The organism is Bradyrhizobium aeschynomenes (assembly GCF_013178945.1).
Classification (GTDB): Bacteria; Pseudomonadota; Alphaproteobacteria; order Rhizobiales; family Xanthobacteraceae; genus Bradyrhizobium; species Bradyrhizobium aeschynomenes.
The window spans coordinates 65,064-81,799 of sequence record NZ_JABFDM010000016.1; the positions used below are offsets into that span (position 1 = coordinate 65,064).

The 16,736-nt window shown below is 65.1% G+C and carries 14 protein-coding genes and 1 pseudogene; 9 read left to right on the top strand and 6 right to left on the bottom strand.

All coding sequences use genetic code 11. The features are described 5' to 3' along the window. Positions 1-129: 129 nt before the first annotated feature. The 3 genes from HL666_RS30960 to HL666_RS30970 are packed head-to-tail and all read left to right on the top strand — an operon-like array spanning position 130 to position 2,162. The gene (locus HL666_RS30960) at positions 130-741 is read left to right on the top strand and encodes a LemA family protein (protein WP_172114763.1); all 612 of its coding nucleotides are present in this window, start codon (positions 130-132) and stop codon (positions 739-741) included. A gap of 15 nt (positions 742-756) precedes the next feature. Next, positions 757-1,653: a TPM domain-containing protein gene (locus HL666_RS30965; RefSeq protein WP_172185328.1), complete on the top strand. Its 897-nt coding sequence runs from the start codon at positions 757-759 to the stop codon at positions 1,651-1,653. Between the two features lie 11 nt (positions 1,654-1,664). After that, the gene (locus HL666_RS30970; protein WP_172114759.1) at positions 1,665-2,162 is read left to right on the top strand and encodes a TPM domain-containing protein; all 498 of its coding nucleotides are present in this window, start codon (positions 1,665-1,667) and stop codon (positions 2,160-2,162) included. A gap of 241 nt (positions 2,163-2,403) precedes the next feature. Here the strand turns inward: HL666_RS30970 and HL666_RS30975 are convergent, their stop codons facing one another. Then, the gene (locus HL666_RS30975; protein WP_172185330.1) at positions 2,404-3,387 is read right to left on the bottom strand and encodes a helix-turn-helix transcriptional regulator; all 984 of its coding nucleotides are present in this window, start codon (positions 3,385-3,387) and stop codon (positions 2,404-2,406) included. A gap of 87 nt (positions 3,388-3,474) precedes the next feature. On the opposite strand from HL666_RS30975, the gene HL666_RS30980 reads away from it, so the two are divergent. Beyond that, complete coding sequence (locus HL666_RS30980) at positions 3,475-4,119, top strand: glutathione S-transferase family protein (RefSeq protein WP_172114755.1); 645 nt, start codon at positions 3,475-3,477, stop codon at positions 4,117-4,119. A gap of 118 nt (positions 4,120-4,237) precedes the next feature. Here the strand turns inward: HL666_RS30980 and HL666_RS30985 are convergent, their stop codons facing one another. Further along, positions 4,238-5,191 carry a right-handed parallel beta-helix repeat-containing protein gene (locus HL666_RS30985; protein ID WP_246739365.1) on the bottom strand — a complete coding sequence of 318 codons (954 nt, stop codon included), beginning with the start codon at positions 5,189-5,191 and terminating at the stop codon, positions 4,238-4,240. Positions 5,192-5,511: 320 nt separating this feature from the next. Between HL666_RS30985 and HL666_RS30990 the strand changes: the two genes are divergently transcribed. The 3 genes from HL666_RS30990 to HL666_RS31000 all read left to right on the top strand — a co-directional run bounded on the left by HL666_RS30990 (position 5,512) and on the right by HL666_RS31000 (position 7,817). Further along, positions 5,512-6,591: an endonuclease/exonuclease/phosphatase family protein gene (locus HL666_RS30990; RefSeq protein WP_172114753.1), complete on the top strand. Its 1,080-nt coding sequence runs from the start codon at positions 5,512-5,514 to the stop codon at positions 6,589-6,591. A gap of 114 nt (positions 6,592-6,705) precedes the next feature. Continuing rightward, complete coding sequence (locus tag HL666_RS30995; RefSeq protein WP_172114751.1) at positions 6,706-7,128, top strand: hypothetical protein; 423 nt, start codon at positions 6,706-6,708, stop codon at positions 7,126-7,128. A 302-nt stretch (positions 7,129-7,430) separates the two neighbouring features. Further along, positions 7,431-7,817, top strand: coding sequence for a DUF302 domain-containing protein (locus HL666_RS31000; protein WP_172114748.1), 387 nt, complete (start codon positions 7,431-7,433; stop codon positions 7,815-7,817). A gap of 98 nt (positions 7,818-7,915) precedes the next feature. Here HL666_RS31000 and HL666_RS31005 read toward each other — a convergent pair whose 3' ends face one another. Continuing rightward, positions 7,916-8,383 (bottom strand): hypothetical protein, encoded by a 468-nt coding sequence (locus tag HL666_RS31005; protein WP_172185332.1) that lies wholly within the window; start codon positions 8,381-8,383, stop codon positions 7,916-7,918. A gap of 2,687 nt (positions 8,384-11,070) precedes the next feature. Between HL666_RS31005 and HL666_RS34720 the strand changes: the two are divergent. Together HL666_RS34720 and HL666_RS31015 are read left to right on the top strand one after the other, a co-directional pair. Then, positions 11,071-11,250 (top strand): annotated as a pseudogene (locus HL666_RS34720) (hypothetical protein); the annotation flags it as partial. A 184-nt stretch (positions 11,251-11,434) separates the two neighbouring features. Further along, the gene (locus HL666_RS31015) at positions 11,435-12,979 is read left to right on the top strand and encodes a hypothetical protein (RefSeq protein WP_172185380.1); all 1,545 of its coding nucleotides are present in this window, start codon (positions 11,435-11,437) and stop codon (positions 12,977-12,979) included. 1 nt (position 12,980) lies between these two features. Here the strand turns inward: HL666_RS31015 and HL666_RS31020 are convergent, their stop codons facing one another. From HL666_RS31020 to HL666_RS31030, 3 genes are all read right to left on the bottom strand, one after another. Next, on the bottom strand, positions 12,981-14,189 hold the full coding sequence (locus tag HL666_RS31020) for a CaiB/BaiF CoA transferase family protein (protein WP_172114742.1): 1,209 nt from the start codon (positions 14,187-14,189) through the stop codon (positions 12,981-12,983). Positions 14,190-14,458: 269 nt separating this feature from the next. Further along, positions 14,459-14,659: a cold-shock protein gene (locus HL666_RS31025; protein WP_006609369.1), complete on the bottom strand. Its 201-nt coding sequence runs from the start codon at positions 14,657-14,659 to the stop codon at positions 14,459-14,461. Positions 14,660-14,900: 241 nt separating this feature from the next. Beyond that, a complete protein-coding gene (locus HL666_RS31030; RefSeq protein WP_172185336.1) occupies positions 14,901-16,637 on the bottom strand; it encodes an adenylate/guanylate cyclase domain-containing protein in 1,737 nt (578 codons plus the stop codon). Between the last annotated feature and the right edge of the window lie 99 nt (positions 16,638-16,736).

The window sequence follows — 16,736 nt, forward strand, 5'->3', positions numbered from 1 at the left end:
CGATGTCGACTATCTGATCCTGCGCAGGCAATGCCGCGCCCGGACAATGTTCCCGCGCGGCGGCCGATGATGGGGGAGATTGCGATGCGGAGATTGCTGACCGNGCGGCCGATGATGGGGGAGATTGCGATGCGGAGATTGCTGACCGTGCTGGCGGCGCTCATGACGCTGAGCCTGACCAATTGCGGCTACAACGCGATCCAGACCAATGACGAGCAGGTCAAGGCGGCCTGGTCCGAGGTCGTCAACCAGTATCAGCGCCGCGCCGATCTGGTGCCCAACCTCGTCAACAGCGTGAAGGGGTTTGCGCAGCAGGAGAAGGATGTGCTGCTCGGCGTCACCAACGCCCGCGCCAAGGTCGGCAGCGTGCAGGCCACGCCCGACGTCGTCAACGATCCCGCCGCGCTGCAGAAGTTCCAGGCCGCGCAGAGCGAGCTGACTGGCGCGCTGTCGCGACTCCTGGTCGTCACCGAGAACTATCCGCAGCTGAAATCGGATGCGCTGTTCCGCGACCTGATGTCCCAGCTCGAAGGCACCGAAAACCGTATCACGGTGGCGCGCAACCGCTACATCAAGTCGGTGCAGGAGTACAACGTCGGCATCCGCACCTTTCCGAACAACCTCACGGCCATGGCGTTCGGCTACAAGGAGAAGGCCAACTTCACCGTCGAGAACGAGCGCGAAATCTCGGTCGCGCCGAAAGTCGACTTCAACGCGCCGTCGCCTGCGCCCTCCAAATAGCCGGAGCTTCCGATCTTGCGCGCGCGCTCAGCCGTCAAGGCGCTGCTTGCGACGCTGCTCGTCTGCCTCGCGACGATCGTGCTGGCCGATGTCGCAGTTCCGCAGCTGACGGGCCGCGTCGTCGACCAGACCGGGACGCTGTCCTCGTCGGACGTCGCGCGTCTCACCCAGAAGCTCAAGGACCTGGAGACCCGCAAGGGCAGCCAGGTCGCGGTGCTGATCGTGCCGACCACGCAGCCCGAGACGATCGAGCAGTTCTCGATCCGCGTCGCCGAGGCCTGGAAGATCGGCCGCAGGAAGGTCGACGACGGCGCGCTGCTGGTGATCGCCAAGAACGACCGCAAGCTGCGCATCGAGGTCGGCTACGGCCTGGAAGGCAGCCTCACCGACGCCACCGCGCGCCGCATCATCGACGAGGTCATCGCGCCGAAATTCCGCTCCGGCGATTTCGCCGGCGGCATCGATGCCGGCGTCGATCGCATGATCGGCGTGATCAATGGCGAGGCTCTGCCGGTGCCGCAGCCGCAGGCTTCGCACGGCACCGACCTCGATATGGACTCCATCACCTCGTTTGCGCCGGTGGCGCTGTTCGGCGCGCTGGTGATCGGCGGCATCCTGCGGACGCTGCTCGGCCGTCTGCTCGGTTCGCTCGCGACCGGCGGCGCGATGGGCGTGATCGCCTGGGTGCTGGTGGGATCGGCGGGGCTGGTGGCGCTGTCGGCGATCGCAGGCTTCGTCATCGCCTTCATTGCCGACAGCTTCGCCTCGATGGCGGGGCCGGGGAGCGGCCGCCGCGGCGGCTGGTCGAGCGGCTCTTCGTCGGGAGGCTGGAGCAGCGGGAGTTCGAGCAGCGGTGGCTTCTCAGGAGGCGGCGGCAGCTTCGGCGGCGGCGGCGCCTCGGGCAGCTGGTGAGGCGAACGCACATGAGCATCACACGGATCGGCCGGCATCTGCTGCATCATCATTGGCAGCTCACGCGCATCTTCACGCCGGATGTACTGGCGAGGATCGAGCAGGCGATCAAGGACAGCGAGCGGGTCCATGCCGGCCAGCTTCGCTTCGTCGTCGAAGGCGCGCTCGACGGCCGGCCGCTGTGGCGCAACCAGCCGCCGCGCGAGCGCGCGCTCGACGTGTTCTCGCAACTGCGGATCTGGGACACCGCCCACAACAACGGCGTTCTGATCTATCTGCTGCTCGCCGACCGCGACGTCGAGATCATCGCCGACCGCGGCATCCATGAGCGCGTCGGTGCCGCCGGCTGGGAGACGATCTGCCGAGCGATGGAGGCCGAGTTCCGCGCCGGGCGATTCGAGCAGGGCGTGATGCTAGGCATCGCCGCGGTGTCGCGTGAGCTCGCCAAGCATTATCCGCCGCACGCCGGCGAGACCAACGAGCTGCCCGACGCGCCAGTGGTGATGTAGCTCGTCTCAGCCCTCCCGCGTTCGCTCACCCCGGCTGCGCGTGAGTAACCCCACGCCCTCACCACGTCATTCCGGGGCGCGGGGCACGCGCGAGCCCGGAATCCATAGCCACGAGATATGGTGAGGCGCGGGATCGCCGTGGCGCTCTTCTTCGTCCCAACACCGCTCCGGATTGTGGATTCCGGGCTCGTCGCTGCGCGCCGCCCCGGAATGACGCGCGGAGAGAGTCCTGGTCGGCCACTCACATTCTCTCCGCAGAGCCGCCGTAGCGCTTCGCCATCGCCGCCGCCAGCTCCGCCATCTTCGCCCGCAGCTCCGGCGGATCGATCACCTCGACCTCCGGGCCGAAGCGCAGCAGCTCGCCGGCCGCGTGCCATAGCGTCGTGCCGGTCGGGATCGTCGCGATGCGCCAGCCATCGGCATCGGCGTCGTCGGCGAGCCGCGTGCGGGCCCGCACATAAGGCTGGCTCCACACCTCCAGCAGCTTCACGCCGCGCGGCGACAGGCGCACGGTCGCTGCGTTCGGATGCATCTCTGCCTCGAGCCGCTCCGTCGCGGCACGCCAATAGGCGGCGAGATCGAAATCGGCCGGCCGCGCGAAGCTCTCGGTGGACACCGCGCAATCGAGAATGCGTGCGACCCGATAGGTGCGCACGCTGCGTTCGACCCCTCCTGCGAGATACCAGCTGCCGCCCTTGAGCACGAGGCCGAGCGGCGCGACGCGACGGCGCTTCTCGGCGCGCCAAGTCTGATAGCGGATGTCGATCTGGCGGTCGGCGAGCAGCGCATCGGCGATGGCGCGCAGATGCACCGGCTCCTCGGCCTCGCCGAACCAGCCGGGCGCATCGAGATGAAACCGCGCCTGCATCCGGCCGGCATTGGCGCGATGGCTCGGCGGCAGCGCCGCGACGAGCTTGCTCTGCGCCGCGCTCATCGCGCCATCGAGCCCGAGCGCGGCGGCGGGGCCGGGCAGGCCCGCCATGAACAGCGCATCGGTCTCCGCCGGCGACAGCCCGTTGAGCCGGACGCGATAGCCGTCGAGCAGGCGGAACCCACCCTCGGCGCCGCGCTCGGCATAGACTGGGATTCCGGCGGCGGAGAGCGCGTCGATGTCGCGATAGATCGTGCGCACCGAGACCTCGCAGGCATCCGCGAGCTCGGGCGCGGTGACCTGTCCCTTGGCCTGGAGGGTCGTGAGGATGGAGAGCAGACGACTGGCGCGCATGCCGTTGTTTAAACATACCTGACACGCCTTGTCAGGTATGGTGTGCGACAAGCCCGCCACCGCAGCCGGCAATGGGAGGAGACCATCATGACCGCCGACGACAAGATCACGCTGTATTATTCACCGCAGACCCGCGCCGCCGGCACACGCGTCCTGCTCGAAGAGCTCGGCGCGCCCTACGATCTGCATGTCCTCAACATGAAGGCCGGCGAGCAGCGCAAGCCGGAGTTCCTGGCCGTCAATCCGCTCGGCAAGGTGCCGACGATCGGACATCGCGGCCAGATCGTGACCGAGCAGGTCGCGATCTTCATCTATCTCGCCGATCTGTTTCCGCAGGCGGGGCTGACGCCGGCACTCGACGACGTCCTGCGCGGTCCCTATTTGCGCTGGATCGCCTATTACGGCGCCTCGTTCGAGCCGGCCGTGATCGACCATTTCATGAAGCGCGAGCCGGCGCCGGTCACGCAGTCGCCCTATGCCGACTACGACACGATGCTGGGGGCGCTGGAGCAGCAGCTCGCCAAGGGGCCGTATCTCCTCGGTGAGCGCATGACCGCCGCCGACGTGCTGTGGGGCGTCGCCTTCAACTGGACCATGATGTTCGGCGTGGTGCCGCGCAAGGACGTGTTCGTGCGCTACGCCGAGCGCATCACCCAGCGTCCGGCGTTCCAGCGCGTCACGGCCGCGGATGCCGAGATGGCCGCCCAGCACGCGGCCGCCGCCGGCGTCTGAGCGCCGGCCATCGCTGGAATCGAGCGAGGTCCCGCCGGCAGCGGGACCTCGCCGAAGCGATTGCACATCGTCTGGCAGGCTGGGATCGCCAAACCTCGTGCTTCCCGCAGCGGCGTCGCTAGTTCAGGCTGATCCCCGCGAGCGGCGTGCCGTCGACGCCGTTGTTGCTGATCGCGTTGTTCTTGAAGGACGAGACGGAGCCACCGCCGGTCTGGACGACGCCGTTGGAATTGCCCTGGATGACGGAATTTCCCAACGTCACGATGGCGCCGCTGCCGCTTGCCAGAACCCCGGTGTTGTTGAACTCGGAGACCAGCCGGTCGAGAAAGACGCCCATCCCCGGCTTTCCGGCCGGGACCGTCGCGGATATCCCGGCATTGCCATTTACGATGGTCCTCGTGTTCGAGACGAGCACGCTGATCGCGCTCGCCGAATTCGCGGTCGAGACGGTGACGCCGAAGGCGGACGCCTTCAGCGAGGAGTCGGCGATCACCACCTGCGCCGCACCTGACGGCGCGACCGAGACTGCACTCTGTGAGAAGTTCTCGATCGTACAGTTCTCAATGACGAGCTTTCGGCCGGCGAGGAAATTGACGCCGTTGATGCCGAGGGTCGTGCCGGCGCCGTTGATGCTCAGATTGCGCAGGATGATGACGTCGTTGGCGCCGGCATTCACGTTGATGCCGTTGGTCGCCGACGCCAGGACCGAGGCCATGGTCCCCCCGCCGTCGATGGTAATCGATTTGGTGATCGTCACGGCGCCGAAGCCGCCGGGATCGAGCACATCGATCTCGCCGCCGGCGGCGGTCTTCGAGATCGCGCCGGCGAAGGTCTTGCATGGCGCCGTCCGGCTACACGGGTTGACGTCGTCGCCGACCCCGGACACCCAGGTTCGCGTCGCCTGCGCCTGCGCGCCTGACGAGGCAAGCATCAACATTGCAACGCACAAAAATCCGATCGAAGAAACGAGCTTTCGCATGGAGCGCTCCCCTAGAAATTCTGGTGATGAAAAAATAGTCCGAACACAGAGTATTAGTCTATGAAAGCAACCAGAGCGTTCATTGAAATCCATGAGGAGAGACGGCACATTTTGCGATCGACAACCGGCGCCAAGACGTTGAGAGTTCACAGGACGCCGGCAAGATGGCATCCATCACGCGATGCGCACCTCTGCCTCTTCCGCCAAATTGAGCCCTCATTCGGCGGCGTAACTCGCGGAGCGAGCTTCTGAGTCGGCCCCCCAGGACGCCGACTCCTGGGACGCGACGTCGCGTCCGCGGCGTTTTGCCCGCTCCTGGTTTCGTTGATTGTGATGTCCGATTATGCAATCTAAGGATTATTGCCGCTTTCCTTGTTCGTATTGCTCATCCAGATTTGGATTCGGAGAATTTCATGCGGGTTGCCTCCTATAATGTGGAGAATCTGTTTTCGCGTCCGGCTGTCCTGAACATGAAGGACAATGACTACGCCGCGGGAATTCTTGCTCAGATCGCGGAGCTGACTGGGCTCCTGGAGCTGAAGAGCTATGCCGGCGAGAAGAGCCGGATCGAGAAGTTGCACGCCGACGTAAAGAAGTACATCTCCATCAATATTCGATCGTCGACGGCAGGGCGCTTCCTGTTCAGCGCCGACAGTAAACTTCTGGCGAATGGCCGGACCGATTGGGACGGCTTCGTTGATCTTCAACGGGAACGCTTTTCGGAGGAGCAGATCAAGTTTACCGGCAAGGTGATCAAGGAAGTCGCTGCTGATGTTCAATGCCTTGTCGAGGTCGAGAGTGCCGATACTCTGAAGAGATTCAACACGGATATCATCGACTCGCGCTTTAGCGACCGCATCGTCATCGATGGAAACGACCCCCGTGGTATCGACATCGCTCTCGGCGCCGTCAAGACTGTGCCGATCCTCTCTGCTCGCACGAACATATTCGCTCGCGACAAGATCGGGACCATCTTCTCGCGCGACTGCCTCGAGGTCGAGCTTCGACTCAAGAAGGACAGAAGACTCCATGTCCTCGTGAATCACTTCAAGGCGAAAGATCGCAACAAGCAGGAATCGGACGCCAAGCGCAGACGCCAGGCCGCCGAGGTGTCGCGCATTCTGCAAACCCGATACAATCTCAAGAAAGATCTGGTCGTCGTAGCCGGTGATCTCAACGATGAGCCCGACAGCAAGCCGCTGGCTCCACTGATCAGAACGCCAAACCTCCACAATTGCTTCGATCTGGTCGATCGTCCGCTGGACGATCGCTGGACATACTACTACGGCGCGGACCGCCAGTATAACACGATCGACTATCTCTTCGTTTCGGAAGCCCTGCGGCAACATGTCGTGGATGCAGGGTTGGAGCGCCGCGGCATGTGGAAGCTTGAAGAGCTCACGGGCGGCAAGGAGCATCCTTTCAAGGGCATCGATAATTGGAAGCTGGCGGCTTCCGACCACGCCGCCATCTGGGTTGATCTGGACGTTTGACGGCGAGCTGGCGAAGGGTGAAGTCGAGCCGGGATCGAGGCCGAACTTGGAGTGAAGCGCAGCTTTCGCAGATGAGTCTCAGACAAGGCGAGTCTCAGACAAGGGGGATCGGCCATGAACGTTGACGAGGACCTGCCCTTTCAACCGATTCGATCGCACGTCTATGAGTCACAAGAACTCATGCGCGGCTTCGATGTCGCAGATCCCGGGAGTCATCTCCGGATTCCCGATTTCCTGACCTATGTCTATTTCGTGCAGAACGGTCGCGCGGCACCCAAAACCAGGGATGCCGGAATGATGGAGGCACTTCACGACAACTCCATCCTTCGCGCCATGTGGAAGGTCATTTCCGCTCGCAAGCAGCCGACCGTGGCAATCATGAGAGGTCATAAGGAGCTGCGAGGTTCGAAGACCTATGTCGCCGTTGCCGAAATGGCTCGACGGCTCACAAAGGAGGGGGTTCTTGATGGCCAGCGGCGGGGGGCCGGGCGCCATGGAAGCCGTTCATCTCGGGGAGTTGCTGGCGCAGGAAGATGATCAGACATCGGCGAGGCGATCGTCCAACTTGCGACGGAGGCAAGCTTGCCAAGCTTGCTCCGAGGGTCGTTCTTGATTTCTCTCATTATGCTTGTGCCCTTATAGAGAGAACAGTGGTGTTGGAACCGAGAAGGCGATCGAGGAGTTCGAGACTGATGGCCTTCGATGTTGCCGTGTGAGGTCATCTCTTTGGCGGCCGACGTGCAAGTGGTCCGCAAGAGCAGGTCTTGAAGATCAGCGCTCAAAGAGACGTCGCGTCGGGATCGCGAAAGCACCCCCTCCAACCTGGAAGCGGATGAGCCATGAGCTACACAATCAATCGGATGATCTCCGAGGCGGGCATCGACGACGTCGATGCCCGTGCGCGAAAGGCGCTTGCGGACCATGGCTTTGGCGTCCTGACCGAGATCGACGTCAAGGCGACGATGAAAAAGAAGCTCGATGTCGAGATGAAAGGGTACCGAATTCTTGGCGCGTGCAACCCAAAGATGGCGCATCAGGCAATCGGAATCGAACCACGGGTGGGCGCGATGCTTCCCTGCAACGTCATCCTGCGGGAGGTTGAGGGCGGCGTTGAGGTCAGTGCCATCGATCCGGTGGCCTCGATGCAGGCGATCGAGAACACTGAACTCATCCGTGTTGCGGGGCAGGTACGGGATCTGCTCGCCGACGCGGTTGCCGCGATCTAGGTGTTCTTCGGCGGGCCGCGGGCAGCAATCGATTGGAGCACCGGCACCGCGCAATCGTGCACTTCGCCAGTCGCGTGATCAGCGTTTACGGACCGCATTCAGAAGGTCGGTCCGCCAACAGGTATCGTTTCGTAGTTGTCGAGGCGGATCGTCTTCATGCCGAGAAATAGCGGGGCAATATTTCCTTGTCTGATAACGTTGAAGAAGTCCGGGTTGTCGTCGCCTTGTACGGTCAAGTTGAGCTTGCTTGGACAGTCTCTTGGAGAGTCGATGTCGAGGGAAAACGGAATCGGGAAGGTCGTTCTCGTGTTGGGGACCACGAAGTATTGAAATCGTTCCTCACGGCTTGATCCGCTTCTCTGTACGGTCTCGTCGAGCGAGAAAAACAGGAACTTCGAAGGCGAGACTCGATATTCCCGGCGAGCCTCATCTTCTGGCGAGCGCACCAGCTCTCCGCGTAGCGTCGTCTTGCATGTCCCGAGTGCGCTGGTCGACACCACCATTGCCATTGATGCCGCGACGGTCACGGCAGTCGCTATCGACGAGAAGGTCCGCATGGCAGTCATGGTAAGCACGTCATGTTCTATGCGACGAGCGCACGGGGGCGCAGGCTACGAGATATTGTAGTGACAGTGCGTGAAACGCGACGAACGTTCAACCTGCCCTCACTCCCACTCACCCGACGGGCAATTCCCGCAATCCCACCATGCGCCAACTGCCCGTCGAGCCAGTTTGTCGCACGCTTGCCGACTTGTGTCGTCGGGCAAATCACGACGATGATCCCGGCCATCCCGCCTGCGATGAAGAGGGACGTTTCGGCCGATCGTCACGAGGCGTAGCAGCGGGGAGCGGTGGCCGTATCGGGCTTGGGGCTCTGCGCAAGCGGGCCGGCGAGCAAGCGCGGTACGGACGGTCAAGTCGTAGGGTCCTGGCATCCCGATGCCGATGCCAAGTTCGCATGCAGGCTTCGCCTCGTGCGGATGACGGTGACCAGAAAGCCCGGCGCACCGGGGAGACTACGAAGCAGCCGTAAGCCCATCGCGCAGGGAAGGCCGGGTCGTTCCGGCTGAACCTGTGGTTCCTGCCCCGTGCATTTTTTCCGCACGGGGGCCACGGGCCTCAGCCGAGGCTCGGTCTTCCCTGCGCCCTCCGATCTGAGGAGGGAGAACGCTGCCGAGAGCTCGGGCGCGAAGACGTGCCGCGGGAGCGCAGCCTGCTGTGTCCTGACAGGGCGGCCGGTTAACGATGATTATTCGGGCACCGCCTGCCACACCTGCTCCACTTTGTCGGCGCAAATCCGCCCCGGATGAATCCCTAAAACTCAGGTAAGCCCTTCAAAAGTAAGATTTTGGCAATCAATCAAACGCTAACTAAGGTTACCAAGGGCTGAACGTCATCTGGAGACTTGATCGTGAGCGAGCAAAAGGCCGAACAGACCAGTCTTGGCACTGCAAGCCTCGGCACAGCCAGCCTCGGCATTGCAAGTCCTGGCGTGGCCAGCGCTGAGCCGGCGCTGAGGACCGCTGCGTCCCCCGACGTTGCCGATGCCGCCGTGCCGGCGATCGCTCCGGCCGCGCAGGCGATGATCTCGCCCGATCACGAGGCGCCCACGGCGGACCGTCAGGCTGCCGACGTGAAGGCTTTGACCACCGACGTTTCAGCGGTGACGCCGCAGGCCAAGCCCGAGCTGGTCGCCGCTGACGCCGTCAAGGCCGAGTCCACCTCCGAGCCGAAGGCGGAGACCAACGTCGAGCCTGCCAAGGTCGAGGAGATCAAGGCGGAGGCCGTCAAGGTCGAGCCGGCACCGGCCGAGTCCGCCAAGCTCGAGGTGGCCAAGCCCGAGGCGACCAAGCCCGAGCCGAAGCGGCTCGATCTGGTCAAGTCCGACAAGACCAAATCGGACAAGGTCAAGCCGGAGACGGCCAAAGCGGATGCGATCAAGTCCGACCCGATCAAGGTCAACTCCGGCCAGAGCATCTCGAATCCGGGCGCAGCCAAATCGCCGTCGACGATCCTGGACCTGATCAGGACCGAGCCGGTCAAGTCGGAGCCGGTCAAGACCGTGGCCGCGGCGGGCGATCTGCTCAAGGTGGAGACGCCCAAGCTGTCCGCGCTGGCGGCCAACGCGCCGAAGATCGGCCCGATGGGCGCCTCTGCGCCGAAGCAGGACGCGGCGGGCAAGACGGACGTGTCAGCCCGGTCGGAAGCGCCGGGCAAGCCGGCGGTTGCCGCAGCCAAGCCCGAGGGCGCTGCCAAGGCTGAGCCGGCTGCCAAAGCTGACGGCATGGCCAAGGCTGATGGCATGGCCAAGTCGGAGGCGGCCGTGAAGCCCGAGCTCGCCGCGAAGCCGGAGCCGGCGGTGAAGACCGAGGCGCCGATCAAGCCCGATGTGGCCGCCAAGCCCCCGGCGGGGGCGGCCGAAACGGCTGCCGAGCCGGTCAGCAAAGCGGGTCTGGCCGGAGCTGCCGTGGACAAGGCCGCCGCCTGGGCCAAGGGCAAGCTGAAGGCCGAGCCGTTCAAATTCGACGCGATGTCCAAGTCCGAGGCTGCGTCCAAGGGACCGTCCATGGGACCGTCCAAGGCTCCGCCCGCTGCGACGATCGCGGCCGCCGCAGCGGCGCTGCCGCCGCAACCGGGCAAGGCCGGGTCGCCTCCCGCTGCGATGACCGGGCGTTTCGGGCTTCCGGCCGTCGCCGCGATCGTGCTGCTGGCGATGGTGGTCGGTGGTGTCGCCGGCGCCGTCGTGACGGCCACTCTGATCGATCGCACCGGCGGCGGCATGGCCGAGACGTCGGCAGGCGGTGCTGCGGATCCGGCCATAAGTGCGGCAGTGTCGCGCATCGACAACGAGATCGCCACCCTCAAGGCCAGCCTCGATCAGACCAATCAGACCAGCCTGGTCGAGCTCAACAAATCGGCCGAGCGGCTCGACCGGCTCGAAAAGGTGCTGGGTGAGCTCGCGACGAAGTCGTCGGGCAAGCCGAGCGAGCTGCAGCGGCTCAGCGAGGCGGTGGACCGGCTGCGCGCGGCGCAGGCGTCCGCGACCTCGCAGGCGACGGCGCGTGACAACACGGCGTCGGTGCCTCAGGCGGTCGGCGCGATCAACGCGGCGGCCCCGCCGTCAGGCGTGCCGATGCGGCAGGAGGCGAGCCGGGCCGAGCCGGCCAGGACGGACTCGGGCCGTGCCGAAACCGCCCGCGCCGAGACGGCCAGGGCAGAGGCGAGCCGCGCGGAGGCCGCCAAGCCCAAGGTCGTCGAAGGCTGGGTGCTGCGCGACGTCGGCCGTGGCGGCGCCCTCATTGAAGGCCGCGGCGGACTCTACGAGGTCTATGCCGGCGATCCCGTGCCCGGCCTCGGCAAGGTGGACGCCATTCGCAAGCAGGACGGGCGCTGGGTGGTGGTCACGACCAAGGGGCTCGTCGTCGCGCGCTGACCAACCATCTCTGCGTGAACCCATCCGACGAGGCGCCTCACCGCGACGTGAGGCGCCTCGTCGCACAATTGGCCGGCGCTGCCGCCTTTCGGCTATGTTCGGCCGGTAGCAAGCCGGCGCGCGGCTCAGCCGATGGCGTGGTCTGCGCGGTCGGTTGCGAAACAGGAGGCGCGTCGTGCGATTGTTGGTAGTGGGCCTGGCCATGCTGTGTTGCAGCTCGCTCGCACACGCGGACGAGCGCGCGCCGCTCGAGCGCGGCACCGCGATCCTGGAGCCGTTCGCGCTGCGCGCGCTCGACAAGGGCGCGTTCGGCCTCGGCCGCATGCTGGCGTCCGCGGCCGCGAATGAGGCGCCGCTGACCGGCGCCGCGCTGTTCGGGCTGCCGTCGATGGTGCCGGTACGCAAGGCGCTCGAGGCCGAGTTCGACCGCTATGTCGAGAAGCACAAAGCGAGCCTGCCGAACGAGAGCATCGGCGTCGGGACTTCCTACGCCTTCCAGCTGTTCGATCGCGGCATGCTCGACTCCCCGGATGCACGCTTCGTGCTGACCGGCGTCGTCAACCGGATGGACCGCGCCTTCGTCGATCCCGAGCATTGCGGCGAGGTGCGGCTGCTGTACCGCCTGACGCGGACCACGCCGCCGGAGGCCAAGGGCGGCGAGATCGCCTCGCCCCGGCTGCCGATGACGCTCAACGTCGTGCTCAAGGCGCGCAGTGATGCGGAGGCGAAGAGCAATACGCCGAGCTGTGCGGAGATTGCCAGGCGCTGGCTGGCGACGGCGGATCTGCAGCTGACGGGTCCGGAGCTTGCGGCGAAGCTTTCGGAGCCGGCTGGCCCGCTGGCGCTGATCCGGCCGGAGAACATCCACCGCATCGAGACCAACCTCCAGGTCGCGCATGCGCCGAAATCGGCCATCCGCGATTTCCGCACCGACTACATGATGAAGGTTTTCGACTATCAGGCCACCACCGCAACCTTCGAGGAGGCGGTGCTGGAGGACCAGATCGATCGCGACCGGCTGCTGGCGGATGCCGGCCTCGCGCGCGAGTTCAAGGCGTGGCTGCTCGATCCCGTCCATCTCGGCGAGCTCGATCGCGGCATGGCGGTCATCCCCGACAAGTTCCTGGCCAAGGTCGCGGTGGCGCCGACGCCGACAGGTTTCGTCAATTCCGACATGCTGCCGGCCTACGGGTTGGTGCAGGGCGAGGCGGGCGGGCCGGCTCCGGTGTTCAGCGAGAGCGACGTGGTGGGGGCGCTGGCGAAGGCGGCCGCGCAGGGCATCCGACTGCAGAACATCCAGTCGGTCTCGGGCTTCGAGCGCCGCCTGAACGATTCGAGCTGCGGGGGGTGCCACCAGACCCGCGGCATCGGCGGCTTCCATTTCCCCGGCGTGGACTGGATGGCGGAGAAGCCGTCCAACACCGTCGTGGTGCCGGGTTCGCCGCATTTCTTCGGCGACCAGATCCGCCGCCGCGACATCCTCACCGCCATCGCCGACGGCCGCACACCGGATTTCTCGCGCGGCTTCGCCAGCCGCCCGCAGCTGCGCGGCAGCGAGGAGCTCGCCGGCACGGTCTACAATGACGGCTGGGGCGGGCACTGCTATGCGAGCCGCGCCGACGCCGCCGACAACGACAAGAGCTTCTCGACATGGACCTGCGCCGCGAACCTGGCCTGTCAGACAGGTCCTGCGACGCGGTTCGGCATGTGCTTCATCGCGACGCGTTAGCTCAGGCCACCGCGCCGCGCGACCTGAGGTCGCGGATGGCCTCGTCATCGAAGCCGGCCTGCCGCAGGATGTCGTCGCTGTGCTCGCCGACGCCCGGCGGCTTGCGCGGGGCGACCTTGCGCTGGCCGTCGATGAAGATCGGGCTGCTGACGGTCAGCATGGTGTCGTTCTCGAACGGCACCAGCACCTCGTTCTCGATCATCTGCTTGTCGTCGGGGATGTCATCGAGAATGCCCACCACGCCGAACACGAGCCCGCTGCCGTCGAGGATCTTGCGCCATTCCGCCAGCGGCCTGGTCGCGAACACCGCATCGAATTCCTGGATCAGCTCGACCGAGCGCGCGTGGCGATCCGCCTTGGTGACGAAGCGCAGGTCGTCGATCAGGTCGTCGCGGCCGAGACAGCGGGCCAGGATCGGCCACTGCTTCTCCTCGTTGAGCAGCGACAGCATGATCCAGCGGCCATCCCTGCACTTGTAGTGGTTGGCCACCGCGTTCAGCGCCCGCTCGCGCGGCCGCCGCTCGACGAATTTCGCGCCGCAAAGCTTGGCCTGGGCCAGGACGGAGGCCGCCCAGACGCCGTTCGCCATCAGGTTGGAGGCGACGTGGCAGCCCTTGCCGGTCTTCTCCCGCTGATACAGCGCGGTCACGATGGCACCATAGAACGCCATCGCGCAGGGATGGTCGCCCATGCCGGCGACAGATCGGGCCGGTGTCGTGCTCTCGTCGGCGCGGACGAGGTCCATCAGCCCGGATCGTGCCCAATAGGCATTGCTATCGAAGCCCGGTTTGTCGGCCTCCTCGCCCCTCTCGCCATAGCCGGTGAACGACGCATAGATCAGACGCGAATTGAGCGGCGCGAGCTTCTCGTAGGTCAGGCCGAGCTTCTTTCTAACCGAGGGCGGGAAGTTTGTGATGAAGACATCCGCCTCCGCGACCAGCCGCTGCAGCACCGATTGCGCTTCGGGCTTCGAGAGGTCGAGCGCGATGCTGCGCTTGTTGCGGGCTTCGAGGTACCAAGCGTAGTTGTGCTCGCTGCGAGGATAGCCGGGCAGGTTCGGCAGGTTGCGGTAGGGGTCGCCGGCGCCGGGGGGCTCGATCTTGATGACGTCGGCGCCAAAATCGGAAAGAACGGTCGCGGCGGCGGGGGCGGCGATGAAGCTGGCGCAGTCCAGCACCTTCAAGCCATGGAAAATGCCCTTGTCGTCCATGAGGCGTCGCTCCCGTTTGTTGCTTTCCGCGTGCTGGAATTCATCATTCGCGCGGTTCGAAGCCCATTTGACCCAGGTCGGGCGGTCGAGGCAATGGCGGGGAGAGAGTTCGTACTACAAAGAAACGCAAGTATGGTCAGGAGCGGGCACCGCTCCTGTCTGGTCTCGGAGTGCCTCGTGCTACGGTGGCATGATGAAAAAAGCGATGCGCGCCGAAAAGCCGTAGAGCGGGAAAAGCCGCCGGGCGGAATGGCGCGGCTCGTCGTCTTCTACACTTTCAGGTTCTCGGCCGAGCTTCTGCCGCGGTTGGCGATCTCCTCGTACTCGATCGTCTGGCCCTCGTTGAGGGTCGTCAGTCCCGCCTTCTGTACTGCAGAGATATGGACGAAAATGTCTTTGCCCCCGGCCGCCGGCTGAATGAAGCCGTAGCCCTTGGTCGGGTTGAACCACTTGACCGTACCTTTAGCCATACGTTGCCTCCGCGGGATCAATCCAGTTCGAGCCGGCGGTCCCCGCAAACCGTCACACTCGGAGTTCAAGACTACTTCGGTTGCTACAGGCTTGGTAGCGTAAACAGCGGGCGCTTTTGACCCGAAATGATCGATATCATGGCGCCTTTGCGGCAATTGGCCGCTCACACTTATCGTTCCGCCGGCCGCTTCAACCTTCTGGGTATGACAGAGCACGGTGCAAACAGGTTCAACGAGACCCTCACGCGGCGGCGCCTTCCTCCGTAGCAGGTGCGAGCGACCCGAGGTCGGCCGGATCCATCGCCGTTCGAACCCGCATCGGCTCGGCGCGTCCGCGGATCTCCACCTCCTGCTGCGGCAATGTGCCGGAAGCAACTCCGGCACGCGCGTAAACGTCGTCGGAGATGATGACTTGGCAACCGAGCGCCTTTGTCATGTCCTGCAGGCGTGATGCGACGTTGACGGCATCGCCGAGCGCGGTGAACACCATGTGGTCGCGATAGCCGATCTCGCCGACGATGACCTCGCCGCCATGAATGCCGATCCCGAAGCGGATCGGATCGTGCAGATCGTGGCTGAGCACCGCGTTGAGCTCGGCGATGTTGGCCGCAATGTCGCGGGCGGCCTGGATCGCCTGGCGGCAGGCCATGTGCGGATCGACGGCAAGACCGAACAGCGCCAGCATGCCGTCGCCGACGAACTGATTGGGCTGGCCGCCATTGCTCAAGACGGCCTGCGAGACTGCGCCCAGGAAGCGGTTGACGATGAACACGACATCGAACGGCAGCCGCTTCTCGGCAAGGCCGGTCGATCCGCGCATGTCGACGAACAGACTGACCAGATAGCGCTCCTGCCCGATGCCGGCGCGTTGGCTGCCGCGATCGCCCGGCGCCAGGTTCGGCATGAACAGCTGGAAAAAGGAGAGATCGTCGGTTGGGCGCAGCTGACAGGCCAGCCGGATCGAGGGATCTGCAGCGCCGACCTGCGCCAGCACGAACGCCTCACGCGGCGACGGCGCGGGCAGAGCGCTGGCATCACCGATCACCCTGATGCGACAGGTCGAGCACCGCGCGCGGCCGCCGCACATGCTGGCATGCGGCACGTTGTTGCGCTGGCTGGCCTCGAGCACTGAAAGTCCCTTCGGCACGCGGATGATGCGCCCATTGTTGTAGGACAGTGTCACCATGCCGCCCCGCCGCTCATGCAATGCGCGTGCGCCGCGGGCGGCGAGCACGATTCCGATCAGGCCGAAATAGCCGATCAGGAAGCCGTTCATGATGGCCTCGAGCTTTGCCTGTTCCGGCGGCGTCCCCATCTGTCTGGGCGACAGGTTCTCGGCGCGCCACTGCTGCGCCGCGCTCGCGGTCATGACGTCACGGCCGCCGCGATAGAAGCCGAGCAGCGCCAGCGTCGGTATGAGCACCGCGCAGGCGAGCAGCCATGGTGCCGCCCGCCTGTAGAACGGCTTCAGACGCAGCCAGAAATGCAGGCCGATGCAGCCATGGGTCCACGACATCAGCAGGGTCGCCGTCATCAGCCAGAGCCGCCACGACGGCCCGGCCCAATAGGAATACAGCACCTGCGGATAGAGCTTCTCGTGTCCGTAGAGGGTGTACCCGAGGCGGACGCCGGCGAGATGGCTGAAGATCAGCGCCGGAATGCTCAGGCCGAGCACGAGCTGCAGCGGCTCCAACGTGTTGCGGCTGAATTGGCGGCGTTGGTAGAGCGCCCATATGCCGAGGCCGCCATGGGTGAGAGCGGCGGCGTAGAACAGGACAGCCACCGGGAGGAACTGCCAGAATGCCAGGTGGTACGCCACGCCGTCGGCGAGCGCCTGCAGCGAGACGTTCCCGAGAGCGTGATTGAGAAAATGGCTGAGCAGGTAGCTGAAGAGAATGAGGCCGCAGATGAGCCGCAGCTGGCGGACGCCGATGCCGCGAAGAGCCATTTTCAGACGATGGGAAAGCGAAGGGGTCATGCGGTCCGTGTGATCTCGAACCGCGATGCTAGAGATTTATTCCCTGCCGGCCTAGAGGGGCGGGCGCCGAGGCCGGGCGAGCGAGGCTGGCGCGTGGGA